Here is a 25,303-nt window from a genome sequence, read left to right as displayed (position 1 = left end):
TCGCTCTCAGCCGGTCCGGGATTGCAGGTTTTCCACTGCACGCACACTGCAGCACCTGTGTTAGGCTTCTCTTAAAGCCAGCCCACCACGAGGAGCCTTCGCATGTCCGATATCACACCCCAGCTGATCCCCGACGCACGGGCCTTTCTCACAGAGCTGGCAGAGACCAACACACGGGGCTGGTTCCAGTCCCAAAAGGCGCGCTACGACGCAGAGTTGCGCACCCCGGCTGAGGCGCTTTTGAAAGAGGTCGCGGACTATCTGCGCCCGCATCATCCCGGCCTTCAGGGCAAAGTCTTCCGCCCCCAGCGCGATCTGCGCTTTTCCAAGGACAAAACCCCATATCACACCCATCTGCATCTGCTCTGGCAGCTGCCACAGCATCCCGGGTGCGGGGTGTTTTTCGGCATTGATCCCGATGGCGCACGCATAGGTGGGGGCATCATGGCGCTGAAAGGCGCCACGCTCAGCCGCTGGCGCGATGCGGTCGCGGGGCAGCCGTTGACGCGGGCCTATCCCACCGCCGGGCTGGCGCAGGTCGCCGGGCATCCCAACCCGCGCGACAGTGGCTTTGCCGATGAGCTGGCGGCCCTGATGGATATCCTCGCGCTTAAGGGGTTTCACCCCAAGGCACCGGAGTTGAAACGCGTGCCCGCTCCGCATGGGCAGAGCCATCCCCATGCCGATCTGCTGCGGCGCAAGTCACTGACGCTCTGGCGTGATGTCGCGCTTGCGCCGCCGCCCGATCCCGTGGCAGCAGTCTGCAGCGCCGCCCTTGTGCTGGCGCCGCTGTTTACGCTGCTGCAGCCGATCCTTGCCGATCCTGTTGCGGCCTAGCCCGGTCTGACGCGGTGCATGCCCGCCGACCAGACGCAATCAGCTGTGGCCCCAGTCCTCCGGGTTTTCGCTGTTGTTGGGGCTGAGCCCCAGCACGTCGCCTCTGGTCGAGCAGCCCAGTCCCAGCACCGTGCGATTGGCGTAGGAGAAATAGGCAGTGACCTGATTGATCTCCAGAATCTGCCCGTCATCCAGTCCGGCCGCGCGCAGGGCGTTGATATCCGCTTCAATCACAGCTGCAGGCGCCTCGGTCAGTTTGCGCGCATAGACCATGCCTGCCCGCTCTGCGCTCTCCAGCGGCGCCAGCTGCGGGTTGCGCGCCTCAATCGCGGCGCGAATGGCCTCCCCACGTGGCGCGTCCCGCAACAGCCGCTGCAACCCGGCAAAGTGATGCTCAACGCAGTAGGCGCAGTCATTCAGCGACGACACCCAGACGCCCAGCACCTCCAGATACCATTTCGGCAGGCTGTTGCCGCTATGATGCAGAACCGCCTTATAAAGCGCCATATGCCCTTCCATCGACTGCGGGCGCAGGCTGTGCATCATCATGATGTTATCGACATTGCCGCCCGGTCCGGTCACCCGGTCGTACAGCGTCTTCAGCTTGCCCGTTGCTGCGTCAAACGGAATGGTCTTGATCCAGGCCATGAGGCTCTCCCTGATTGTCTGGCGCGCAGAGTAGCGGCTGCCCTGCGCGATGGAAGCAAAAAACCAGTGATCCCCCCCGCCGATGTCTCAGGCGGCTGAACCCTAGACCCGCGCGGCCTCCCGTGCGACTGCGGCAATGGCAGCATCCACATCCGCCGCGCGGCTGCGGTGGTTGGTGATGGCCGCGCGCAGCATCACCCGCCCGTCCATCCGCGTGGTGGAGAACACCGCCTCGCCGCTTTCCTGCAGGGTCTGGGCAATATCCGCGTTCACCTGCGACTGTGCCGCCACCGGCAAATCGCTGCGCGCCGTAAACACGCAGATATTGGACACCACAGGCGCGCCAAGCGCCATCAGCGGCTGCGCCTCGACTGCGGCGGCCATCGCTGCCGCCAAATCACAATTGCCAGTGATCGCTTGCGCAAACGCCGCTTCGCCATAGGTCTCCAGCGCGGTCCAGACCTTCAACGCACGATTGCCACGGCTGAGGTCAATGCCGTAGTCGCAGTACCACGGCTCACCGCCTGCCAGCCCGCGCTCGGCCCCTTCCAAATACGATGGCCGCGCTGCAAAGGCCGCCCTATGTTCGTCCTCATTGCGCAGCAGCGCCATGCCGCAGTCATAGCCGACATACATCCATTTGTGGAAATCCAGCGCAATACTGTCGGCCCGCCCGATGCCATCCGACAGCGATCGGTACGGCTCCGCCGCAATCCGCGTCCAGGCGCCAAAGGCGCCATCCACATGCAGCCACAGGTCCAGCTCAGCAGCGACATCGGCCAGCGCGTTCAGATCATCAAACAGCCCCAGATCCACCGACCCCGCCGTGCCCACCACCAAAAACGGCAGCGCCCCTGCGGCCTTATCCTCTGCCACCATCCGGGCCAGGGCTGCACAGTCCATCTGGCCATCAACCAAAGGCACCTTACGCAGATTGTCCGAGCCGATGCCCAGCAGCTCTACCGCCTTCAGCGTCGCATTGTGCACGCCCGCGCCGGCATAGGCCGTCAGCCGTACATCCCCCTGCCCCTCTTTGCGAAGATCCTTCAGCACCCGCAGCCGCGCCGCCTGAAAGGCAATCACCGTCGCCTGCGAGGTGCCAGTCACCAGAATGCCGCTGGCCCCCTCCGGCATCCCCATTTTGCGGCGGGTCCAGTCCACCACAGCGCGCTCCATATAGTTCGCGCCATGATCGCGCCCGCCCATATTGGCATTGACCGCCGCCGTCGCCAGAGAACTGATCAGATCCGTGGCCAGCCCCGAGCCCTGCACCCAGCCCCAGAACCGCGGATGAATATTGCCGCCGTGATAGGGCAGCACATCTGCGATGATCCGGTCCACTGTCTGCTGCGGCCCCTGCGCCTCGGCCCTGATGGCATAACGCGCGTCAATGTCGTCGGGCACGGGCTGCCAGGGGCGTTCCGCCGCCTGTTGCATCTGATCCAGCGCCGCCTCCAGCATCCGCTGCGCCTCCGCCCGAAACGCCGTCCAATCCTGCGTTTTGATCCCTGTCTCAGCCACCTGCGTTCTCCTCCTGCCTGCCTCAGGCCTGAGGTGTAGCCCGCAAGCCCCGGCACCGCACGGAGAATATCGCCGCAGGCTGAATACGGGAACTTATCATCGAAGGGCTGGTCACTCGGCGCCCTGCCGCGGCAGGGCCGCCTTATCCACAGCCCCTTGCGTGCCTCTTCCACCCGGCCCCAACACCTGCCATAATAGCCTTAACCAAAACCAAGCAAGAGCAGCCCCGCATATGGCCGACGACCTCCTCAGCACGCCTGCATCCGACACCTATGACGCCTCCTCAATTGAGGTCCTGGAAGGCCTGGAACCGGTCCGCCAGCGCCCCGGTATGTATATCGGCGGCACGGATGAGCGCGCGCTGCACCATATGGTCGCCGAAATCCTCGACAACTCCATGGATGAGGCGGTCGCCGGCCACGCCAACCGGATCGAGGTGACGCTGCACGCCGATTACGCCGTCACCATCTCCGACAATGGCCGCGGCATCCCGATCGATCCGCACCCCAAGTTCCCGGACAAATCCGCGCTTGAGGTGATCCTCTGCACCCTGCACGCGGGCGGCAAATTCTCCGGCAAGGCCTATCAGACCTCTGGCGGTCTGCACGGCGTCGGCTCCTCCGTGGTAAACGCGCTGTCGGATTCCATGGTGGTGCAGGTCGCCAAAAACAAGGAACTGTTCGAACAGCGTTTCTCGCGCGGCATCCCGCAGGGCCCGGTGGAAAAAATCGGCGCCGCCCCGAACAAACGCGGCACCTTCGTCACCTTCCACGCCGATGAGCAGATCTTCGGCTCCCACCGCTTCAAGCCCAAGCGCCTGTTTACCCTCGTGCGTTCCAAGGCCTATCTGTTCTCCGGCGTCGAAATCCGCTGGAAATCGGAAATCGACGACAATGAGACCCCGACCGAGGCCACCTTCCACTTCCCCGGCGGACTTAAGGATTATTTGACCGAGGTGCTCGGCAAATCCTCCGTCTACGCCGACCAGCCCTTTGCCGGTAAGGTTGAGTTCCGCGAAAAATTCAACGCGCCGGGTTATGTCGAATGGGCGATCAACTGGACGCCCTCGCGCGACGGCTTCACCCAGTCCTACTGTAACACCGTCCCCACGCCCGAGGGCGGCACCCATGTTGCGGGTTTCTGGGCCGCAATCCTCAAGGGGATCAAGGCCTACGGCGAACTTGTCGGCAACAAGAAGGCCGCCAGCATCACCCGCGACGACCTGATGGCGGGCGGTTGCGCGCTGGTCTCCTGCTTTATCGCCGATCCGGCCTTTGTTGGTCAGACCAAGGACCGCCTGTCGACCGAAATCGCCGCCAAAATGGTCGAAAACTCGGTGCGCGACCATTTCGACAACTGGCTGGCCGCCGACACCAAATCGGCCGGCGCCATCCTCGACTTTCTTGTCTTGCGCGCTGAGGAACGCCTGCGCCGCAAGCAGGAGAAAGAGACCCAGCGCAAATCGGCCACCAAAAAGCTGCGCCTGCCCGGCAAACTGACCGACTGCACATCAAAAGACCGCGCCGGCACCGAATTGTTCATTGTCGAGGGCGACTCCGCCGGCGGCTCCGGCAAGGGCGCGCGCAACCGGGTCAATCAGGCGCTGCTGCCGCTCAAGGGTAAGATCCTGAACGTGCTGGGCGCTGCCTCCAACAAGATCGGCACCAACGCCGAAATCCGCGACCTCTGCGAGGCGCTTGGCGTCGGAACCGGCACCAAGTTCAACCTCGACGATCTGCGCTATGACAAGATCATCATCATGACCGATGCGGACGTCGACGGCGCCCATATCGCGTCCCTCCTGATGACCTTCTTCTTCACCCAGATGCGCCCGCTGATTGACGGCGGCCACCTGTATCTGGCCTGCCCGCCGCTGTTCCGCCTGACCCAGGGCGCCCGCCGCGTTTACTGCCTCGATGAGGCCGAGCGTGATCTCTGGCTGGAAAAGGGTCTGGGCGGCAAGGGCAAGATCGACGTCTCCCGTTTCAAGGGTCTTGGCGAAATGGACGCCAAGGATCTGAAAGAGACCACGATGGACCCCACCACCCGCAAGCTGATCCGCGTCACCATCGACGAGGACGAACCGGGCGAGACCAGCGAGCTGGTCGAGCAGCTGATGGGCAAAAAACCCGAGCTTCGCTACCAGTATATCCAGGAGAACGCGAAGTTCGTGGAGGAGCTGGATGTATGAGCAAAGGCTCACGTCAAACCAAAATTATTGATGAAGTATTTGAAGACGTTAGAAGAAAGGACATTGCATCGGCATTCCGGGGGTGCCAGCGGTTATCGCTTCTGTCCGGTGATTTGCAGAGCTTCGCATACTTTGTTCATGAGCAAGAGCATGGAGATCAGGAAGCGCTGAGGCACTTGCTTAGTTCACTTGGGGAGTTAACCAAAGAACAAATCAAGGTCCTTCATGAAATTGCCGTAAATCGGAAGATGCGAAACCGAACATTTAGCAAGCAGACTTGTAAAATGTTGGAAATTGGAGAGGACACCCTTTTCTGGGCTGGCTGTGGGCAAATAGACTTTGAATTAGAAGCCTCACAAGACACCCTCGATTCCTTGAAAGTCCCGAGCAATGTAAACGACATTGATGCCGCGTTTTTCTACAAAGAAAACGAGCTTATCAAACTTAAAGAAATACATCGACGCTCCGCCATCAAGCAGGTCAAGGAAAGGCTCTTGTCAGCCGCTTTTGACTACGCTTCTCTAATTGAGCAGAAAGTGGAGTGGGAAGCGAATGACAGCGTGACCATCGCTGAGATAGAAAATTCAGTCTTCTCATTTTTAGAACGTCTATCGCCTGCGTCTCTCAACCAGCTTCAGAAAGCCTCCTCTCTTTTGAACACAGAAGGCATTGAAGAAAAGTCGCAGGCTGCGCTTCTAATCCGACGCTGCATAAACACGATAGCCGACGCCATACAAAAACCTGTACCGGGCATCAATGGCCTGGAACAAGACAAACCGCTAAACCGTATTTCATACTTCCTTGAGACTGAAGCGAAGAATAAAGGTGCAAAGCTCATTTCCTTCAGCAGCAAAGAACTCGAAAAACTTCTAAGAACCATCAGTGACAGAAGTAACAAGGGAGTGCATGGAGAGATTTCTAAATTTGAGCTGCAACAAACCTATTTGGCAACTCTTCTGTATTTAGGAAACATCGCAAAATTTTATCAAGAGGAAGCGATTTCTGAATGACACAAGGCCAGCGCCTGACCTTGGGGAGGCGTGAAGCGCCTTCCCGGGGGGAAGGTCAGGCGCGGGCCGTGCCGCTACGCGCCACGTCCAAAGGGGGCACGCCGACGCCGTTACCTCCCAAGGCACCGGTAGCAGCGAAGGGCTCCGCCCGTCCGCCCCTCAAACGCTCCCCCTCACCGCCCCGTTGCGCACCCACCGCACGCCGCCCCCACCTTCGCTTAAACCCGATCTGCCAGACTGATCCGGTCGCGACATCCGGGGCGGACTGACACCCCGCCACACCACCTGGAGATCGGACGCCACGGCCACCAACCGGGGCGGTTCGCAGATATCTCGCGAAGATGGGCAATCCCCATCCCACCCTCCGCCTTTGGCCCCGATGGACACATTGGGCCCTTGGCGGCGCCGCCTCCTTTTGTTGCCCGCAGCAACGGCCAAAACCCCGCCCCCACCACGCCGGGCACATCACAATCAGGACATCCCCCACCGCGCCCCTAGGCACATCGGGCCGCGCGGTGATAGCGCTTGCCTGCAAGGCGCTGGTCTTTCTACACTTCCCCAACGCCAGCCCACCCCGGACCCACCCGCAGGAGCCGCCGCCATGATGACCATTGCCGACAATCAGCTGCTGCTGATCCTCCTGTGTTTCGGCGCGGGCAGCCTTGGCACGGCACTGCTGTTTCGCCACCCTGCCGGACACCGCGTCTGGCGGCTGGCGGATCTGGGCTGGGTGGTGCTGGGCGGTATCGGCGCGCTGGTCGCTGTGCTGGCGGGTATTTACAAGGCCGACACCGGGCGGCTGGAGCGCCAGATCGACATTGCCTATGCCGCCACCGCCTCTTTTGACCGCGACGCCGCGCGGTTTCGCCTGCGGTTCTGCGATCCGGCCTATGACAGCGATATCGCAACCCTATGTGATAAGATCGAGTTTCTCTCCGCCTCCACCGCGGGCAATGCCGAACTGCCGCTGTTCATTGCTGTGACTGATCAGGTCACCCCGCTACAGGGGCTACAGCTGATCTTTGGCCGTGCCGAAAACACCAGCGAGATGATGGCGATGGCCGCCAAGGCGGATGCGTTTGATCCCGCCGCCTTCACCGTTTTTACCGCGCTCGACGCCCCGACCGAAGCCGCCGTCGACAGCCTGCGCCGCAAGGTGCCGACCATTGCCGGCGATTTTCTGATCCTGGCGCGCGCCTATGATGCGCTGATTGAGCAGATTACCCAGCTCAAGAGCGAATGGGAATATCTTCAGGACAATGCGCATATTCTGGTCCTGCAAATCCTCGCGCTCTGCATGGTGGCCTTTGCCGCGCCGTTCCGGCTGGGCAAATCGGTGGTGGATCTGCGCTAAGCCCTGGCCTTATCAAAAACTGCCAAACTGGCCATTTCGACAAGGTCACATTACCCGTTAGGCTAACCGCAACAGACCTGTCCTGATTTGCGAGCCCAGCCATGCGCGACAACCCACCGTCCGATAGCCCGACAACCCATCTGCCCAGCGTCTGCCCGCTGGATTGCCCCGACACCTGCAGCCTCAGCGTCAGTGTCACCGATGGTGAGGTCACCGCGGTGCGCGGATCGCGCGCCAATCCGCTGACCGATGCGGTGATCTGCAACAAGGTGGTGCGCAGTTTTGCAGGCTTTGTGCATGGTCCCAACCGGCTGACCCAGCCTCTGCGCCGCAGTGGCCCGCGCGGCAGCGGCAGCTATGAGCCGATCAGCTGGGAGGAGGCGCTGGACCTGATCCACGCCGGGTTCACGCGCGCAATCACCGCCCACGGCCCGCAATCGGTGCTGCCCTTCAACTACGCAGGCCCCCATGGCGAACTGGCCGGCGGGTCGATGGACCGGCGGTTTTTCTACCATATGGGCGCAACCCGGCTGAACCGAGGGCCGCTCTGCGGCGGAGTGCGCGGCGGCGCCTATGAGAGCCTCTTTGGCCCCGCGCCCGGCATGCCGCCACAACAGGTGCTGCATTCCGATCTGGTGCTGATCTGGGGCAACAATGTCACCGTCTCCAACCTGCATATGGCGCCGCTGCTGAAACAGGCCCGCGCCAAGGGCGCACGGCTGGTGGTGATCGACCCCAAGCGCACCAAGATTGCCGAACACTGCGACCTGCATCTGCAACCGGTGCCGGGCACCGATGTGGTGCTGGCGATGGCACTGGCGGCTGAGCTGGAGCGGCGCGGCGCGTTGGACCATGAGTTTATCGCCCAATGGACCACGGGATCCGAACCATACCTGAAGGCCGCACTCAGCTATACCCCCTATCAGGTGGCCGAGGTCTGCGGCATCCCGCTGGCGCAGTTCCACCAGCTCGCCGATTGGATCACGCAGGCCCGCTGCATGTCCACCTCGCTTGGAAACGGGATCGAACGCGGACGCTCCGGCGGCTCCGGCCTGCGTGCGGCTATGGCGCTACAGGCGCTGACCGGTCATCACGGGCGGCTGGGTACCGGGGTGCTGGCCAAACCCGGCCTTGCGGCTCCGAAAACGCCAGACCGCTTACAGGCCAGTCACCTGATTGATCCAGACACCCGTATCTTCAACATCGTTGATGTGGCGCGCAAACTGTTGGACCAGAACATGCGCATCCCGGTGAAGGCGGTGATGATCTACAACCATAACCCGGTCGCCACCCACCCCGATCAGGCCCGCCTGATCGAGGCGCTCAGTCAGGAAGAGATCTTTATCGCGGGCAGCGATGTGGCGATGACCGATTCCATGCGGATGTGCGATGTGATCCTGCCTGCCGCCAGCCATTTTGAATATGACGATGTCTATGGTGCTTATGGCCAGAACTTCATTCAACGCGCCGCTCCGGTGATCCCACTGGTGGGCGACAGCCTGCCCAATACTGAGATTTTCCGCCGTCTGGCCGCACGGTTCGGCTATGATGATCCGATGTTTCAGGCCAGCGATGCGGAGCTGATGGATCAGGCGCTGGACGGCAATCATCCGCAGCTTCAGGGCCACCGCCCCAGTGAAATCCCCCTCGACCGGGCGTTGGAAATCACCGCCGCCGAGGGCGTTGCACCGATCCTCTGTGATACGATTGCGCCGGCCACCGCCTCGGGCAAGATTGAGCTGTTCAGCGAGGATTACGAGACCCGCTACGGCTTTGGCGTGCCGCGCTATGATCCGGTGCCGCGCAGCGCCCCCTTTGTGCTGATCACGCCGTCTTCGGCAAAACGCACCAATGCCACCTTTGGCGACCAGCCACCCTCCGATGGGGCCGAACTGGTCGAAATCCACCCAAAGGATGCCGCCAGCCGCAACCTCACCGACGGCGCATTGCTGGAGGTGTTCAACGTCCAAGCCACCGTGACCCTGCGGCTGAAAATCAGCGATGCCACCCGCCCCGGTGTGCTTTACAGCCCCAAGGGCACCTGGCGCGCCAGCAGTGCCACGGGCCTGACGGTGAATGCGCTGATCCCCGCCGATATCCGCACCGATACCGAGGATGGCGCCTGCTATAACGAGACCTTTGTGGACCTGCGCCCCGCCGCCAGCTGATCGGCGATCAAAGCCCGCGAAACGGGTTCCCACCCCGGCGCAACTTGCTCTAGGGTGGGGCCATGATCGCGCGTTTATTCCTGCTCATCGCCTGTCTTACCCTGCTGTCCTGCGGACGCCCACTGTCGGAAAGCGAACAGCAGTTTCTGATCCACATCCACGGACCGGAGCTGGATATGAACCGCCTGCGCATCGTCAAGGGCGCGCCGCTGTCGCAGGTCACATTTCGCCGCAAGCCGCGTCCCCGCGTGACCTGCCGTGAACGCATCCTGCCGCCCGTAAAAGATGAGATCGTCACCTCTTCCCCGGCGGCACTGACGCTGTTCAACCGAATCTTCTTCGTGCGCGACTGGTATATCGACGATTACATGCCCGCCTACCCCGAGCGGCTCTATCTGGTGGAGGCGATGCTGCTGGCCCATGAGGCGACCCATGTCTGGCAATGGCAGCAACGCGCCAAGACCGGCTATCACCCGCTGCGCGCCGCCGCTGAACATCGCGCGAGCGACGACCCCTATCTGTTTGATCTGAAAAGCAATGATCGCTTCATCGACTATGCCTATGAACAGCAGGGCGCCATCGTTGAGGAATACGTCTGCTGTCGCGCGCTGGACCCAACCGGCGCGCGCACCAAGCGGCTGCATGGAATGCTGAAGGGCGCAATGCCCGTCTCCGACCTGCCGCAAAGCCGCGAGAGCGATGTTTACCTGCCCTGGAAAGACGTCAATGTGACGGGTATCTGCGCCTGAGCCGCGCCACTCACATCCCGGCGTGGAGCTGACCGTCTTCCAACCGCACCACCCGGTCCATCCGCTGCGCCAGCTCCAGATTATGGGTGGCGATCAGTGCTGCCATACCGGTGGCCGCCACCAGCTCCATCAGCGCGGCAAAGACCTGATCCGCCGTGCCGGGATCGAGGTTACCGGTCGGCTCATCCGCCAGAAGCAGACGCGGCCCATTGGCCAGCGCCCGGCAAAACGCAACCCGCTGCTGCTCGCCGCCCGACATCGCCGCAGGACGATGCCCGGCGCGGTCCTTCAGACCCACCCGCGCCAACAGATCCTGCGCCCGCGCCTCTGCCTTGGCCTGGCCGATGCCATTGGCCAGCTGCGGCAGCACGATGTTTTCAAGCGCGGTAAATTCCGCCAGCAGGTGATGGAACTGATAGACAAACCCCACATCCTGCCGCCGCACCGCCGTACGCCGCCGCTCGGATTTGCCGGTCAGATCCTGACCCGCAATCCGCACGGTGCCGCGATCGGGCGTGTCCAACAGGCCCGCCGTGTGCAGCAGCGTGGATTTGCCCGCGCCAGAGGGCGCCACCAGCGCCACGATCTCGCCCGGTTTCACCGTCAGATCAATGCCGGTCAGCACATCCACCTGCGTCGGCAGGCCATGGTTGTAGGATTTGCCGACCTGGCTCAGCTGCAGTACGGCAGATTGCGCGCCTGCCTGCGTCTCGGAATTATTCATAGCGCAGCGCCTCCACCGGATTCATCCGCGCCGCGCGCCGTGCCGGGAAAATGGTGATGACAAAGGACAGCGTCAGCGACAGTGCCACCGCCGACAGCACATCTGCCAGCCGCAGCTCAGCCGGCAGCGCGTAGATGCCCCGGATCGCCGGATCCCAGACCCCGCCCCCCATCACATAGTTCACAAAGGAAAAAATCGGATCAATGTAGATCGCGAATAGGCAGCCAAGGATCACGCCCAACAGGGTGCCGACAACGCCAGTACAGGCCCCGCAGAGGAAAAACACCCGCATCACCGACCCCTCACTCAGGCCAATGGTGCGCAGGATACCGATGTCACGACCCTTGTTCTTGACCAGCATAATCAGGCCGGAGACGATATTCATCGTGGCAATCAGCACCAGGATCGACAGGATGATGAACATCACATTGTCCTCGACCTCCAGCGCGCGCAGGAACCCGCCAGAGGCATCGCGCCAGGTCCAGACCCCGATGCCCGAGGCAACCTCATCCCCGGCCTGCAACAGCGGCAGCACCATGCGATCCACGGTTTCGGGATCCTCCACCATCACCTCAATCTCGTCGGCGAAGCCTTCGCGATTGAAATAGCTCTGCGCCTCGGCAAAGGGCATGTAGAGCCGGGTCCGGTCGATGTCATAGCGCCCGGCGGTGAAGATATATACCACCTCATAGGCGTTGACGCGCGGGCTGGTGCCAAAGGCGGTTTTCACCCCGTTGGGCGAGATCAGCTTGATCCGGTCGCCGACGCTGACACCCAGCTCGCGGGCCACGCCGGAGCCCAGCGCCACGCCCTCGTCAAACCGCGACAGGTCACCAATCGCCGCCTCGCTCTGGGCGATGCCCGGCAGGGTGGCGATATTGGCGGCCGAGATGCCAAAGACCTCAACCCCGGCGCTGCGCTGGCGCAGGCTTGCCATCACCTGCCCTTTGATCAGCGGCGCGGTGCGGATCACACCGGGCACAGCTGCGGCGGCTTCTGCCAGGGCGTCATACTCTGTCAGTTTGCGGTCAATCTGGCCCTGTTCGGTGACCGTGCCATGTGAATAGAGCGTCACATGCGCATTTGCCCCCAGAATGGTGCCGACAAACTCCGACCGGAACCCGGTGCGCACCGCCAATGTGGCGATCAGCGCAAACACCGCCAGCGCAATGCCGATGAGGCTGATCCAGGTCATCACGCTGACGCCCCCTTCGGCGCGACGCGCCCGCAGATAGCGCCATGCAATCAGCCATTCGAAACGGGAAAAAGGGAGTGGTGTGGCCATAATGATCCTGCCGGTAAAGTTCAGCGCAACCTGTGCTGCCTGAGCTCCGGGGTCAAGATCTGCTTGCACATCCGGCAGCTTTCCCCGCTACCTCCAGATGAAAACGGCCCGCATCCCAAAAATAGGTGTGCGGGCCGTTTGTACCGTTTTTTTGCGATGTCAGCTTAGCTTCAGAACCCGCGACCGGTCTGGTGGTTGGCGTAGATCTCCACGATCTTCTGCACCGCTGCCTCGGGCGAGAGTTCCTCGCTTTCGCCGCTGCGGCGGGAGGTGAGTTCGACCACACCGTTTTTCAGCCCACGCGGGCCGACGGTGATGCGCCAAGGCAAACCGATCAGGTCCATGGTGGCGAATTTTCCGCCTGCGCGTTCCTTGCGATCATCATAGAGCGGCTCCAGCCCGGCAGCTGTCAGCGCCTCATAGAGGCTCTCGCAGGCGGCGTCCGCCTCATCGTCGCCCTGTTTGAGGTTCACGATACCGCAGTGGAAGGGCGTCACACCTTCGGGCCAGATGATGCCCTTGTCGTCATGGCTGGCTTCAATAATGGCGCCCAGCAGACGGGAAACACCGATGCCATGCGATCCCATATGGACCGGCGACTGCTTGCCATCCGGGCCTTGCACATTGGCACCAAGTGCTTCGGAGTATTTGGTACCAAAGTAGAAAATCTGGCCAACCTCGATCCCGCGCGCCACGCGGCGACGCTCTTCCGGCACCTCATTGAACAGCGCCTCGTCATGGGTCTCGTCGGTGCGGGCATATTTGGAGGTAAACTCCTCAAGCACGCCCTGACACTGCTCAACACTGTCATAGTCAATCGCGCGATCGCCAAAGGTCAGATCGGTAACGGCGCTATCGTAGAACACCTCGCTCTCACCGGTGTCGGCCAGAACCAGGAACTCATGGGTATAATCGCCGCCAATAGGTCCGCCGTCAGCCCGCATCGGGATCGCCTGCAACCCCATACGCTCGTATGAGCGCAGATAGCTGACCAGATGACGATTGTAGGCGTGCAGCGCGTCCTCTTTGGTCAGGTCGAAGTTATAGCCATCCTTCATGTAGAATTCGCGCCCCCGCATCACGCCGAAACGCGGGCGGATCTCATCGCGGAATTTCCACTGGATGTGGTAGAGCGTCAGCGGCAGATCTTTGTAGCTGCCGACATGGCTGCGGAAAATATCGGTGATCAGCTCTTCATTGGTGGGACCATAGAGCATGTCACGGCCATGGCGATCAGAGATCCGCAGCATTTCCTGACCGTAATCATCATAGCGACCGGATTCTTTCCACAGATCCGCCGATTGCAACGTCGGCATCAGCATCGGGATATGGCCCGCGCGCATCTGCTCTTCGTGGACAATGGTTTCGATCTTTTTCAGCACCTTGAAGCCCAAGGGCAGCCAGGAATAGATCCCGGCGGCGGATTGTTTGATCATGCCAGCCCGCAACATATAGCGGTGGCTGACGATCTGGGCCTCGGAGGGGTTCTCTTTGAGAACAGGCAGGAAATAGCGGGACAGGCGCATGGCGGTCTCATTTATCAATCTGGGTTCTCAAGCGGTCTAAGCCATCGGCGCGTCTGGGGCAATCGCGCTTTGTCGTCTGAGCTTTTGCAGCCCACAACAACGGGCCACAACAACGGGCCACATCAACGGGTTGCATCAGCGGGGCGCATCGGCGAAGACTTGGGCCGAACACGCGCCGCAGGCTCGGGCTGACAGCAAGGACGCAACCATGGCTCTTCCCGCACAGAAACAGATGAAATACTGGGGCATTGCGGCGGTTGTTATCGCGGTTGTGCTTTGGGCGCTTGGCGATGTGCTGCTGCCCTTCGTGCTGGGTGCGGCGATTGCCTATCTGATTGACCCGATTGCCGACCGGCTGGAGGCGATGGGCCTCAGCCGGACGGCAGCCACTGCGGTGATCACCGTTTTTGCGATGCTGCTGTTTGTCGTCATTCTGCTGGTGGTGGTGCCAACACTGATCTACCAGATGCTGGATCTCGCCAAGGTGCTGCCGGAGGCCTTCAAGAACCTGCGGGACTTTGTACAGCAACAGGCACCGTCCCTGTTTGACGAGGGCAGCCGCGCGCAACAGACCATCGTATCCATTGCCCAGACCCTGCAAAGCAAGGCCATCGGCGTTCTGGAAGGCGTTGTCGGCTCGGCTGTGTCGCTGGTCAATGTGCTGATCCTGTTTGTGATCGTCCCGGTTGTGGCGGTCTATCTGCTGTTGGACTGGGACCGGATGGTCGCCCGCATTGATGAGCTGCTGCCACGCGACCACGCCCCCACCATCCGCGAACTGGCCGCGCGCATTGACAAGGTGCTGGCCTCCTTCATCCGTGGCATGGGCACCGTCTGTCTGATCCTTGGCACCTACTACGCCGTTGCCCTGATGCTGGTCGGGCTGAACTTTGGTCTGGCCGTTGGCTTTATCGCTGGTCTTGTCACCTTCATTCCCTATCTGGGTGCCCTGATCGGCGGCGCATTGGCCATTGGTCTGGCACTGTTTCAGTTCTGGGGTGACTGGTGGTCGATCGGCATGGTGGCCGGCGTCTTTGCCATCGGTCAGGTGATTGAGGGCAATTTGCTCACCCCCAAACTGGTGGGCAATTCGGTCGGGCTGCATCCGGTCTGGTTGCTGCTGGCCTTGTCGGTCTTTGGCGCGTTGTTTGGCTTTGTCGGCATGCTGATTGCGGTGCCCGTTGCCGCCGCACTTGGGGTGATTGCACGTTTCCTTGTTGAGCAGTATCTGGACAGTCGCCTCTATCAGGGCAAAGCCTTTCACGACGCGGACTGAATTCCCCCATGGCACAGCAACTGAGCTTTGATCTCCCGGCGAAACCGGCGCTTGGGCGGGACGATTTCTTTGTCGCCCCTTCCAATGCCATGGCCGTGGCGATGCTGGATCCCTCCTTCGCATGGCCGGGCGGCAAGCTGGTGCTGAGCGGGCCGAAACGCTCTGGCAAAACCCATCTGGTGCACGTCTGGGCCAGCAATTCGGGCGCACAGATCATTCCCGCCTGGCAGCTGACCAAGGAAGATGTCCCGCATCTGGCCGATGGTCCGATTGCGGTGGAGGATGTGCCGGATATTGCCGACAGCGCGCCTGCGCAGGACGCGTTGTTTCACCTGCACAATCTGGTGCTGGCCAATGGGCACGCCCTGATGCTGACCGGCCGGGCGGCACCGCATCTGTGGGGCATGTCCCTGCCAGACCTGCAAAGCCGGATCGAGGGCGCGCCACATGCGCAGCTGCAACCACCCGATGACGCCCTGCTGTCAGTCGTTTTGGCCAAGCTGTTCAATGACCGCCAGATCACCCCGAAGCCTGATGTGATCCCCTATCTGGTTGCCCATATGGACCGCTCTTTTGCCGCCGCCTCGCAGATCGTGGAGGAGCTGGATCGTCTCTCCCTCACTGAGGGGCGCATGGTGTCACGCGTGCTGGCGGTGGAATTGATGTCCGACCGCCCGACCCGGCCCGCAACGGCATCGGCAGACGCGGGCGATAGCGCAGAGACCGATCCGAAAACAGATGCCGCAGACGCAGCCGACCCGGCCACATCCGGCGATTGACCCGCGCCCTGCGATCCCCCATCCTGACGACACGTAACGGAGCCAACATGCACGTGACACCGGAGCCTGCCACCGCCGATTGGGGGCCATTTGAGCGCCCCTTGTTTGACGATCCCGGCGTCCGCGCCCTGTCACGGGTGGGCGTTGTTGACGTCGGCTCCAACTCGGTGCGGATGGTGATATTCGACGGCGCCGCCCGTAGCCCGGCCTATTTCTACAATGAGAAAATCATGTGTGCGCTGGGGGCTGGCCTGTCAGAGACAGGTCGCCTGAACCCCGAAGGGCGCGCCCGCGCGCTGTCCGCGCTGCGCCGGTTTCAGCATCTGGCCGAGGGCATGGACATGCCGCCACTGTCGGTGGTGGCGACCGCCGCGGTGCGCGATGCCAGCGACGGCGAGGACTTCTGCGAAGAGGTGCTGCGTGACACCGGGCTGAAAATTCACGTCATTGATGGTCAGGAAGAAGCCCGCCTGTCCGCCCAGGGTGTTCTGCTGGGCTGGCCGGGGTCTTACGGTCTGGTCTGCGATATCGGCGGCTCCTCCATGGAGCTGGCAGAAATCCATGACGGCGAGGTTGGCAAACGCGTGACGTCATCGCTCGGCCCGCTGAAGCTGCGCGACATTCCCGGCGGCAGGCGGGGCCGCAAAGCGCATATCACCGAAGTTATGGAAGGCCTGCGCAACGAGATGGGTCAGCAGAACGACCGGCTGTTTCTGGTCGGCGGCAGCTGGCGGGCAATTGCGCGGATCGACATGGCGCGGCGGGGCTACCCGCTGCGGGTGCTGCACGAATATCGTATGAATGCGCAGGCGGTGCGCGAAACCCTGCGCTATATCGAGACCCATGATCTGGAAGCGTTGCGCAGCGAATGTGGCATATCCACCGCCCGGATGTCACTGGTGCCCTATGCGGCGGATGTCCTCTCCCGTCTGGTCAAGACCTTCAAACCCAAGGATATTGCCGTCTCCAGCTATGGTATCCGCGAGGGGCTGCTCTATGAGCAGATGCCGCAGAGGCTGCGCAACCGGGACCCACTGATTGAGGCCAGCCGCTTTGCTGAGAAGAAAGACGCCCGTATCCCCGGCTTTGGCCGCACGCTCTATGAATTTGTCTCGCCCCTGTTCAAAGCCTCGGACCACGCAAAAACCCGGTTGGTCAAGGCCGCTTGCCTGCTGCATGACGTCAGCTGGCGCGCCCACCCCGACTACCGTGCCGAGGTCTGTTTCGACAATGCCACCCGCGCCAATCTGGGCGGGCTGAAGCACTCTGAACGGGTGTTTCTGGGTTTGGCGCTGCTACACCGCTACCGCAACAAGCGGCAGGGGACGGCGTTTGAATACCTCTATGATCTCCTGGATGAGCGCGGCAAGAAAGAGGCAGAGATCCTTGGCAAGGCGATGCGATTTGGTGCCATGCTGATGGTCAGCAAAGACGGCGACATCGGCAAGCTGGTCTGGCAGCCACGCAAGAAACATCTGCTGCTGGAACTGCCGCGCGAGGCGGAGCCGCTGTTTGGCGAGGTGGCCGAGGCACGGCTGAATTCCCTTGCCCGGTCGCTGGAGGCGGAGCTGCGGGTGAAGATCCGCAAGTGACCCTCCGCATCTTTCAAATCTGATACCGACCTTTGGCACAGGGCCGCCCGGACCGGGCCGCCCTGCGACGCTCAGAGGTCGGTTGTCCCCTCGGGCAACACCTCACCCTGCTGCCCCTCGGGTGTGGCATCTGGTGTAGCATCCGGCGCGGCTTCGGGTTTTCGGCGTATGATGATATCACCATTGGGCAGGATTTCGGGGCGGTCATAGACGCTCCAATCCTCGACCTTGCCTGCGATTTCGGCCAGTGCCGGTCCCATCTCAGACAGGAACCCTTGCAGGCTTGGCCCGAAGTCATCTGCCAACGCCTGCAGATCGTCGATTGCCGGAGCCATCTCCTGACGCAGCCCTTCCCAGAACAGCTCTGCCCCGCGCTGCATCAGGCTGCTGCCTTCATCCTCGGACGCAGGCGCGTTTTCCGCCAACGCGGATGGCGCCAGCGGCAGCATCAACAGTCCTGAAAGCACAAGGATACGGCTCAATTGCGGTGTCATTTGAAACTTAGGCATCATGGTATTGCCCCCTTTGGCATGGACAGGTTGGCATGGGCAGGGATCGCTTGCCGTCAATATAGGCAGAACACGTCAGGATTGAAGAGGGCGCAGACCCGGCGGTATGCGCTGCGGCCCTTGGCGGAGCTGGCCACTGTCACGTCAGATCCAGATCAAGGCTGACCGGGAAATGATCAGAGGCCGCCAGCAACGCCTCGCGCAGCGCCACGTCCTCATAACAGGCTGCATCCTCAAACGGGTGCCAGATCCGCCAGTTGGCTGCTGGTTGGCGCAGCCCGGATGAGACCATGATATAGTCCAGCAAAGCACTGAAATAGCGTTTGTTTGCCTTGTCATAGAAGCGTGCGGAACTGGGCATCACCCGCAGCCGGGGTTGCAGCAGGCTCTGGGCGTTGGGATCATAAAGATCGCTCTCCATCGCGATCTCAACCGAGGAGCGGTTGAACAGCTGTTCGTATTGGTCCAGCCCTGGCCCATCGTTGAGGTCGCCCATCACCACAACGTCCCGCCCCTCGGCCAAAAGCTGCTCAACCCGGCGGCGCAGCCAGATTGCCTGTGCCAGCTGTTTGCGCCGGTTGGCAATCGACAGGGTGACGGCATGATCATCAGAACGCGCGCCATGCGGAGCCTTTGATTTGAGATGCGCCCCAATCAGCGAGATCTCGCGGCCCCCGTTTGTGGTTACGGTCAGCTCCAGCGGGGGTTTGGAGAACCGCACCGCGTCTTTCTGCGCATCGACATCCAGATCAATGTGAAAGACGCCATCAAACCGCGGTGCCGCCGCACTTTCTCTCGGCGAATGGGCCACATGCAGCACCTTCGGATCGTAGAGAAAGGCGATCTCCTGCTGGGTGTCATTGGCAAAGCCGATCACCGCCTTGGTGCTGCGCAGGCCGGCCTCCTGCGCAAAATGCTCCAGCGCGCGCAGGGTTTTGCGGCGGTTGTTGGTATCCGGGGCTTCGATCACCATGATGCCATCGGCATCAAGCCTTTGAAACACTTCTGCGAGAGCGCGGGTCTGGCTGTCGCGGTCGACCCCGTGGCGGCCCGATGTGCCGCCGTCCATCAGCAGCGTGTCGTCCGCACCGAACAGCGAGGAGAACCACTCGACGTTATAGGTGACGAGCCGCATGGCCACCGCATCCGTTGATTTCATCCCAGGCGCGGTTGATGTCGATCATCCGCTTTTCCGCAAGGCGCACCGCCTCCTCGGGCACACCACGCGCCATCATGGAATCAGGATGGGTTTCACGCACCAGTTTGCGCCAGTGTTTGCGGATCTCATCGCGCGGCATATCCGGGGACACGCCCAGCACCGTGAAGGGATCACGCGGCGCATCAGCGACAAACCGTGCCCGTAGCGCCATGAACTGCTGTTCGCTCTGGCCGAAAATACGGCTGACCTCTGACAGGAATTCGTTTTCGCCGGGATGATAAAACCCATCCGCCATGGCGATGTGAAACAGCCCCTCCATCAGATCGCACAGCGTCTGGGGATCATTGGCAAACATCTTCTGAACGCGGGCGGCATAGTCCTGATAGCCCGCGATATCCGTCCGCGCGAGGTCAAAGACACGCGCCGCGCCGACCTCATCCTCGGCGGCGATCTGAAACACCTCGCGAAAGGCGGTGACCTCGTCACGGGTAACCTGCCCGTCGGCCTTGGCCATTTTGGCACCAAGCGCGATCACCGCAATGGCAAAGGCGACGCTGCGCTCCGGCGGTGCGCGCAGGCTATCGAACACCTCAGAAAGGCTCTGGCCAGAGGCCAGCGCAGAGAGCGCTTCGGTGATGCGGGTCCAGAGTGACATAAGGGCAGACTACCCTGATTTGACCGGGCTGTCAGCGGGGCCAACCCCTTTGGGGGAGAGAATTTTCTGCATCAGCACCAGGTCAAGCCACTGGTCGGCCTTATGCCCGACTTCCGGCATTCGCCCCACCTCGACGAACCCCATGGCGGCGTGGAAAGCCAGACCGCCTGCGTTCACGGCACTGATGCCTGCGACCAGCACATGGACCCCGTCGGCACGCGCGACCGCCTCAATGGCGGCAATCAGCGCCCGCCCTGCCCCGCGACCACGGGCCGTTTCAGCCAGATAGATTGCGTGTTCACAGGTGCGGGCATATCCGGGGCCGATGCGAAAGGCGCCAAGGCTGATGTAGCCAAGGATCTGGCCCGCTTCCTCGGCCACCCGCACATATGCGCCTTTCTCGGCGATCTCATCCCTGACCTGCGCGCTGGTCTTTTCCACCGTGGTGAAGGTGATCAGCGTGTCGCGGATGATCTGATTGGTGATCGCAGCGATTGCCTCTGCATCCGCTGCCGTGGCCGCCCGGACGATCATCGCAGCACCCTTGGCCCATGGGGCGTGTCGAACTCGGCCTCGAAGGCGGCGGGGCCATGATGCAGTTCCACCCGTGCATCGCGCAGCGGCAGAGCCTGCGCCAGTGCTGTGCTGTCCGGGTGCGACAGATGCAGACGGCGCAGGGTACAGCCCTGCTGGATCAGCGCGGCGGCGGGATGGGGGCTGTGCCATTGCATCAAGGCCGGGAACATATTGTCAAAGGGCAGGATGCCATCCTTCGGCACCGCCATCTGCCAGCTGAGATTGCCCCGTTGCAGATCGACAATCTCGCCCGCGCCCTCCGGGGCTGCCGCCAGCGCGGCTGCGAGATCGGCGCAGCGGCAGATCCAGTTGGTGATCCGTGCCGGGCCGCTGCGGCGGTCCAGATCGAACCAGCGCGGGCTGCGCTGCGGTGTGGCGGCTGGGTCGATGGCAATGGCCTCGAGATAGAGGCCATCGGCAAGCCCAAGAAGCCGGTTGTGAGTGCCAAAGACCGCATGGCTGCCGCCCGGCTGCATCGGCACGCCGAGGCTTTCCTCCATATGGGCGACCGCTGCGTCCAACGTATCTGCGGCCACAGCAAGATGATCCAGCTCCATGACGTCTCCCCCCTTCCGGCACTGTCATTGCGTCAGCGCGAGACTAGCCGGACATCGCCGGGGCGCAAGCGGCAATATTGGCGGCATGTGAGGGGGCAGACAGCGCCGCTCCCGCCCGTCGTCGACCGCGTCTCAGACGCAGCCGCTCCCGTTGGGGATCGCATCGCGCCAAGCGCGATGCAGGCAGCCAGCCGGATAGGCTGGCTGCCACGCCCAAGGCCGCAAAGGGGGCGTTTGCCCAAGGGCAAACCCACCTGCGGGGGCGGGAGCACTATGGGTGTCGCAATGCCGGTGCGGATGGGTGCGCGCAGAGAGACCCCACGCGCACCATCGGCACTTAGCTTTGGCGGATCAGCTTCAGGATGTCCTGCGCCGCTTCGGGGATATTGGTGCCGGGGCCGAAGATCGCCTTGACGCCATTGTCATAGAGGAACTGGTAATCCTGCTGCGGGATCACCCCGCCACAGATCACGATGATATCCTCGGCGCCCTGCGCCTTCAGTTCCTTCACCAGCTGCGGGGCCAGCGTCTTGTGCCCTGCGGCCTGCGACGAAATCCCGACCACATGGACGTCATTGTCGATGGCGTCCTGCGCGGCCTCTTCCGGGGTCTGGAACAGCGGGCCGACGTCGACGTCAAAGCCGATATCGGCAAAGGCGGTGGCGATCACCTTGGCGCCGCGGTCGTGGCCGTCCTGGCCCATCTTGACCACCAGAAGACGCGGGCGACGACCCTCTGCCTCGGCAAAGTCTTCGATGGATTTCTGAATGGCGGCAAAGCCTTCGTCACCCTCATAGGCGGCACCGTAGACACCGGCGAGGGTCTTGACCTCGGCGCTGTGACGGCCGAATTCCTTTTCCATTGCCATGCTGATTTCTCCGACTGAGGCGCGCGCACGCGCGGCTTCGACAGCGGCAGCGAGAAGATTGCCACCTTCCTTTGCGACGCGAGTCAGGTTCTCCAGCGCGGCCTCGCAGGCGGCACTGTCGCGATCTGCGCGCAGGGTTTCGAGACGGGCGATCTGGCTGTCACGGACGGCGACATTGTCGACGTCCAGAATGTCGATCGGGTCTTCCTTTTCCTTGCGGTATTTGTTGACGCCGACGATCACCTCTTCGCCGCGGTCGATCATCGCCTGACGACGGGCCGCGCTTTCCTCGATGCGCAGTTTCGGCATGCCGGAGGCCACGGCCTTGGTCATGCCGCCCATCTCCTCGACCTCTTCCATCAGCGCCCAGGCTTTCTCAATCAGCTCATTGGTGAGGCTTTCGACATAGTAGGAGCCAGCCAGCGGATCGACCACATTGGTGACGCCGGTTTCCTCCTGCAGCACCAGCTGGGTGTTGCGGGCGATGCGGGCGGAGAAATCGGTGGGCAGCGCGATGGCTTCGTCCAGCGCGTTGGTGTGCAGCGACTGCGTGCCGCCAAGGACCGCCGACATCGCCTCGTAGGCGGTGCGGATCACGTTGTTATAGGGATCCTGTTCCTGCAAGGACACGCCCGAGGTCTGGCAGTGGGTGCGCAGCATCTTGGAGCGGTCATTCTTGGCATCAAAGTCGGTCATAACCCGGTGCCAGAGCGTGCGAGCCGCACGCAGCTTGGCGATTTCCATGAAGAAGTTCATGCCAATGGCAAAGAAGAAACTCAGACGACCTGCGAATTTGTCGACGTCCATGCCCGCCTCCATCGCCGCGCGCACATATTCGCGCCCGTCTGCGAGGGTATAGGCCAGCTCCTGCACCAGGTTCGCGCCGGCCTCCTGCATGTGGTAGCCGGAAATGGAGATGGAGTTGAATTTCGGCATCTCGTTCGAGGTGTACTCAATAATGTCCGAGATGATCCGCATTGAGGGTTCAGGCGGATAGATATAGGTGTTGCGGACCATGAACTCCTTCAGAATGTCGTTCTGAATGGTGCCGGCCAGCAGCGATTTGTCATGGCCCTGCTCTTCGCCCGCGACGATGAAGCTGGCAAGGATCGGGATCACCGCGCCGTTCATGGTCATCGAGACCGAGACCTGATCCAGCGGGATGCCGTCAAACAGGATTTTCATGTCCTCGACACTGTCGATGGCCACGCCGGCCTTGCCAACATCGCCCATCACGCGGGGGTGGTCGCTGTCATAGCCGCGGTGGGTGGCAAGGTCGAAGGCCACAGAAACGCCCTGCTGCCCGGCAGCGAGGTTGCGGCGGTAGAAAGCGTTGGATTCCTCAGCCGTGGAGAAGCCCGCATATTGGCGGATGGTCCAGGGGCGGCCTGCGTACATCGTGGCCTTCACCCCACGGGTAAAGGGGCCAAACCCGGGCATGGTGCCCATATGGGGCAGTTCTTTGGTATCGGCCTCGGTATAGAGTGGTTTGACATCAATACCTTCCAGCGTATTCCAGGTCAGCGCGTCCAGCGGGCGGCCGCGCAGTTCCTTTTCAGCCAGAGCCCGCCAATCGTCGGTTTTGGTCGTCATCGGAAGTTCCTCTTGTCAGGTCGTAGGGGGGCGGGTTCAAGCCCACCGCGTGTTTGTCAGGGTCGCGCATCAGCTCTGCCAGACCATCGGCACCGCCTTGCAGCCACATCAGATCGTCGGCGTAGCGCTCGCGCAGCGCTGCGGATTGAATGTCGGAAAACGGGCTCCAGCGGCCCTCCCCGCGCGGCAGATCGCGGGCCACATCAGGCGCCAGGCGATGGCGCAGGGTCGGCAGACCGTCGGAGCGGTTGAGCCGATCTGCGCGGGGCATCCGCGCCAGACGCAGGCCCGCGAGCAGGGACAGCTGCACCTCGGGCCGGTCGCCATAGGTCTCGTAAGGCATCACACGGATGCGGGCATTGGGCATGGCGCAGGCGATATCCGTGATGACATCGCGCCAGCTGCGCGGATGGGCGGCGATCTGACCCAGCACCGCAGCCGAGGGCAGCGGGTGCCCATTGGCCACCATCTGGGTCAGCAGCGAGGTCCAGAAGCGATCCGGGCTGCGCAGGTTCAGCATCACGTCGCGCACCTGCCCGTCAAAGGCCGCGTCAAAGCGGGCGAGCCGCACGCCAACCCCGGCATAGAGCTGGCGCTGCTGCAGAAGGTCATGGGCGCCGCCCATCAGATCCGTGTCACTGATCAGCAGGCGTTGGGCGCCGGCGGCGGTCTCTGTCGCGATCCGCAGCCGCAGACGGCCCCGCGCGCGGGTTGCCAGATCGCGCCCTGTGACCGGCGCCGGGCCGGGTTGGATGCCGTGGAACAGCCCGTTGCGGGTCTGCTCCGGCCCCCAGATCGCAAGCCCGTCCTGCCGCAGCCGCGCCGCGTGATGGGCGAGGAAGCCCTGAAAATACCCCGTTGCGCAGCGATGCGCGCCGATATGCAGCATGATATCCATGGCCAGTCCTGTCCCGATGGTGGCGTCGCGCAAGGCGGACTGCCGGGTTTGCAGAGGCCAAGAGCCTGCCACGGGGAGGCTGACGATGCGGTTAATGCGCCGTGCGCGGGTGTTGCAGGGACATGTTTTTTTTGCCCCACGCGCGGGATTGCCCATCGCAATTACCGCGATGGGGCATATATTCATCGCTACAGGAGAGCTGATGAAACACTTGTTTGTCTTTGGAAAAACCCGTTTTGGGCCGGCCGAACCGCTGCTTGGATCGGCTGGGATACTTGGGCTGGCGGCTCTGCTTGCCATGGGGCTGCCATCTGCGGGCGTTGCACAACAGGCCGCTGCTGCCGCTGCGGATGACTCCGCGATCGTGGCGGAGGAGACCGGATCGCAAGGGGCACGTGACGCCGAGACGATGGCGGAAGTCGCCGATCCGCCCACCGACCCGCTGGTGCAGCTGGTGCGCCCCGGCGCCAGCGTTGAGCTGGACGATCTGATGTGGCTGCACCGGCCCATCGTGGTTTTTGCCGACAGCCCTGCTGACCCGCGTTTCCACGAACAGATGGAGCGGTTGGCGGACGGGGCCGAGGCCCTGCTGGAGCGCGATGTCATCGTGCTGACCGATACCGACCCCGGCGTGACATCCGCGCTGCGCAAGAAGTTGCGGCCGAGGGGGTTCATGCTGGTGCTGATCGGCAAGGATGGCGGTGTCAAACTACGCAAACCGCAACCCTGGACCGTGCGTGAGCTGAGCCGGACCATCGACAAATTCCCCTCCCGCCTGCGCGAGGTGGAGGAGCGGCGCGGCAGCTGAGTGGACACAACCCGGTACCG

At 62.4% G+C, this 25,303-nt stretch carries 22 protein-coding genes; 10 read left to right on the top strand and 12 right to left on the bottom strand.

Annotated features, from left to right (window positions below; translation table 11 throughout):
* Nucleotides 1–102: 102 nt before the first annotated feature.
* Nucleotides 103–837: a DUF2461 domain-containing protein gene (locus INHI_RS0105170; protein WP_027246959.1), complete on the top strand. Its 735-nt coding sequence runs from the start codon at nucleotides 103–105 to the stop codon at nucleotides 835–837.
* 39 nt (nucleotides 838–876) lie between these two features.
* Here INHI_RS0105170 and INHI_RS0105165 read toward each other — a convergent pair whose 3' ends face one another.
* Nucleotides 877–1,485, bottom strand: coding sequence for a peroxidase-related enzyme (locus tag INHI_RS0105165; RefSeq protein ID WP_014880444.1), 609 nt, complete (start codon nucleotides 1,483–1,485; stop codon nucleotides 877–879).
* Between the two features lie 102 nt (nucleotides 1,486–1,587).
* Nucleotides 1,588–3,006: a pyridoxal phosphate-dependent decarboxylase family protein gene (locus INHI_RS0105160; protein WP_027246958.1), complete on the bottom strand. Its 1,419-nt coding sequence runs from the start codon at nucleotides 3,004–3,006 to the stop codon at nucleotides 1,588–1,590.
* 232 nt (nucleotides 3,007–3,238) lie between these two features.
* On the opposite strand from INHI_RS0105160, the gene parE reads away from it, so the two are divergent.
* The 5 genes from parE (at nucleotide 3,239) to INHI_RS0105135 (ending at nucleotide 10,478) form a co-directional block, all read left to right on the top strand.
* Nucleotides 3,239–5,197 (top strand): DNA topoisomerase IV subunit B, encoded by a 1,959-nt coding sequence (gene parE / locus INHI_RS0105155; protein WP_027246957.1) that lies wholly within the window; start codon nucleotides 3,239–3,241, stop codon nucleotides 5,195–5,197.
* The gene (locus INHI_RS0105150) at nucleotides 5,194–6,207 is read left to right on the top strand and encodes a hypothetical protein (RefSeq protein ID WP_027246956.1); all 1,014 of its coding nucleotides are present in this window, start codon (nucleotides 5,194–5,196) and stop codon (nucleotides 6,205–6,207) included. Before parE ends, INHI_RS0105150 begins: the two co-directional genes overlap by 4 nt.
* Nucleotides 6,208–6,808: 601 nt before the next feature.
* Nucleotides 6,809–7,561, top strand: coding sequence for a hypothetical protein (locus INHI_RS0105145; protein WP_027246955.1), 753 nt, complete (start codon nucleotides 6,809–6,811; stop codon nucleotides 7,559–7,561).
* A gap of 101 nt (nucleotides 7,562–7,662) precedes the next feature.
* Nucleotides 7,663–9,729: a molybdopterin-dependent oxidoreductase gene (locus tag INHI_RS0105140; RefSeq protein WP_027246954.1), complete on the top strand. Its 2,067-nt coding sequence runs from the start codon at nucleotides 7,663–7,665 to the stop codon at nucleotides 9,727–9,729.
* Nucleotides 9,730–9,791: 62 nt separating this feature from the next.
* Nucleotides 9,792–10,478, top strand: coding sequence for a hypothetical protein (locus tag INHI_RS0105135; protein ID WP_027246953.1), 687 nt, complete (start codon nucleotides 9,792–9,794; stop codon nucleotides 10,476–10,478).
* A 10-nt stretch (nucleotides 10,479–10,488) separates the two neighbouring features.
* Here the strand turns inward: INHI_RS0105135 and INHI_RS0105130 are convergent, their stop codons facing one another.
* The 3 genes from INHI_RS0105130 to proS all read right to left on the bottom strand — a co-directional run bounded on the left by INHI_RS0105130 (nucleotide 10,489) and on the right by proS (nucleotide 14,013).
* Entirely contained in the window at nucleotides 10,489–11,202 is a 714-nt protein-coding gene (locus INHI_RS0105130; protein WP_051338944.1) for an ABC transporter ATP-binding protein, read from the bottom strand.
* Nucleotides 11,195–12,487, bottom strand: coding sequence for a lipoprotein-releasing ABC transporter permease subunit (locus tag INHI_RS0105125; protein WP_014875144.1), 1,293 nt, complete (start codon nucleotides 12,485–12,487; stop codon nucleotides 11,195–11,197). The genes INHI_RS0105130 and INHI_RS0105125 overlap by 8 nt, the downstream gene beginning before the upstream one ends.
* 170 nt (nucleotides 12,488–12,657) lie before the next feature.
* Nucleotides 12,658–14,013: a proline--tRNA ligase gene (gene proS / locus INHI_RS0105120; protein WP_014880453.1), complete on the bottom strand. Its 1,356-nt coding sequence runs from the start codon at nucleotides 14,011–14,013 to the stop codon at nucleotides 12,658–12,660.
* A gap of 208 nt (nucleotides 14,014–14,221) precedes the next feature.
* Between proS and INHI_RS0105115 the strand changes: the two genes are divergently transcribed.
* The 3 genes from INHI_RS0105115 to INHI_RS0105105 are packed head-to-tail and all read left to right on the top strand — an operon-like array spanning nucleotide 14,222 to nucleotide 17,660.
* A complete protein-coding gene (locus INHI_RS0105115) occupies nucleotides 14,222–15,289 on the top strand; it encodes an AI-2E family transporter (protein ID WP_027246951.1) in 1,068 nt (355 codons plus the stop codon).
* A gap of 8 nt (nucleotides 15,290–15,297) precedes the next feature.
* On the top strand, nucleotides 15,298–16,068 hold the full coding sequence (locus INHI_RS0105110; protein ID WP_014880455.1) for a P-loop NTPase family protein: 771 nt from the start codon (nucleotides 15,298–15,300) through the stop codon (nucleotides 16,066–16,068).
* 47 nt (nucleotides 16,069–16,115) lie between these two features.
* Entirely contained in the window at nucleotides 16,116–17,660 is a 1,545-nt protein-coding gene (locus INHI_RS0105105) for a Ppx/GppA family phosphatase (RefSeq protein ID WP_014880456.1), read from the top strand.
* A gap of 71 nt (nucleotides 17,661–17,731) precedes the next feature.
* On the opposite strand, the gene INHI_RS0105100 is transcribed toward INHI_RS0105105, so the two are convergent.
* The 7 genes from INHI_RS0105100 to INHI_RS0105070 form a co-directional block, all read right to left on the bottom strand.
* On the bottom strand, nucleotides 17,732–18,172 hold the full coding sequence (locus INHI_RS0105100; RefSeq protein WP_014880457.1) for a hypothetical protein: 441 nt from the start codon (nucleotides 18,170–18,172) through the stop codon (nucleotides 17,732–17,734).
* Between the two features lie 136 nt (nucleotides 18,173–18,308).
* Nucleotides 18,309–19,304, bottom strand: coding sequence for an endonuclease/exonuclease/phosphatase family protein (locus INHI_RS0105095; protein WP_027246950.1), 996 nt, complete (start codon nucleotides 19,302–19,304; stop codon nucleotides 18,309–18,311).
* Complete coding sequence (locus INHI_RS0105090; RefSeq protein ID WP_027246949.1) at nucleotides 19,285–19,983, bottom strand: molecular chaperone DjiA; 699 nt, start codon at nucleotides 19,981–19,983, stop codon at nucleotides 19,285–19,287. The genes INHI_RS0105095 and INHI_RS0105090 overlap by 20 nt, the downstream gene beginning before the upstream one ends.
* Nucleotides 19,984–19,992: 9 nt before the next feature.
* Nucleotides 19,993–20,517 (bottom strand): GNAT family N-acetyltransferase, encoded by a 525-nt coding sequence (locus tag INHI_RS0105085; protein ID WP_027246948.1) that lies wholly within the window; start codon nucleotides 20,515–20,517, stop codon nucleotides 19,993–19,995.
* Entirely contained in the window at nucleotides 20,514–21,116 is a 603-nt protein-coding gene (locus INHI_RS0105080; protein WP_027246947.1) for a VOC family protein, read from the bottom strand. The genes INHI_RS0105085 and INHI_RS0105080 overlap by 4 nt, the downstream gene beginning before the upstream one ends.
* Before the next feature lie 337 nt (nucleotides 21,117–21,453).
* Nucleotides 21,454–23,577, bottom strand: a complete 2,124-nt coding sequence (gene scpA, locus INHI_RS0105075; protein ID WP_027246946.1) for a methylmalonyl-CoA mutase — start codon at nucleotides 23,575–23,577, stop codon at nucleotides 21,454–21,456.
* On the bottom strand, nucleotides 23,540–24,475 hold the full coding sequence (locus INHI_RS0105070) for a hypothetical protein (RefSeq protein ID WP_027246945.1): 936 nt from the start codon (nucleotides 24,473–24,475) through the stop codon (nucleotides 23,540–23,542). Before INHI_RS0105070 ends, scpA begins: the two co-directional genes overlap by 38 nt.
* A gap of 202 nt (nucleotides 24,476–24,677) precedes the next feature.
* Here INHI_RS0105070 and INHI_RS0105065 point away from each other — a divergent pair, with 202 nt between their 5' ends.
* The gene (locus INHI_RS0105065; protein WP_014880464.1) at nucleotides 24,678–25,283 is read left to right on the top strand and encodes a DUF4174 domain-containing protein; all 606 of its coding nucleotides are present in this window, start codon (nucleotides 24,678–24,680) and stop codon (nucleotides 25,281–25,283) included.
* The last annotated feature ends 20 nt before the right edge of the window (nucleotides 25,284–25,303 follow it).

It is taken from the genome of Phaeobacter inhibens DSM 16374 (genome assembly GCF_000473105.1).
Lineage (GTDB): Bacteria > Pseudomonadota > Alphaproteobacteria > Rhodobacterales > Rhodobacteraceae > Phaeobacter > Phaeobacter inhibens.
Note: the sequence above shows the minus strand (reverse complement) of the source record. Positions and strands in the feature narration are given on the sequence as shown.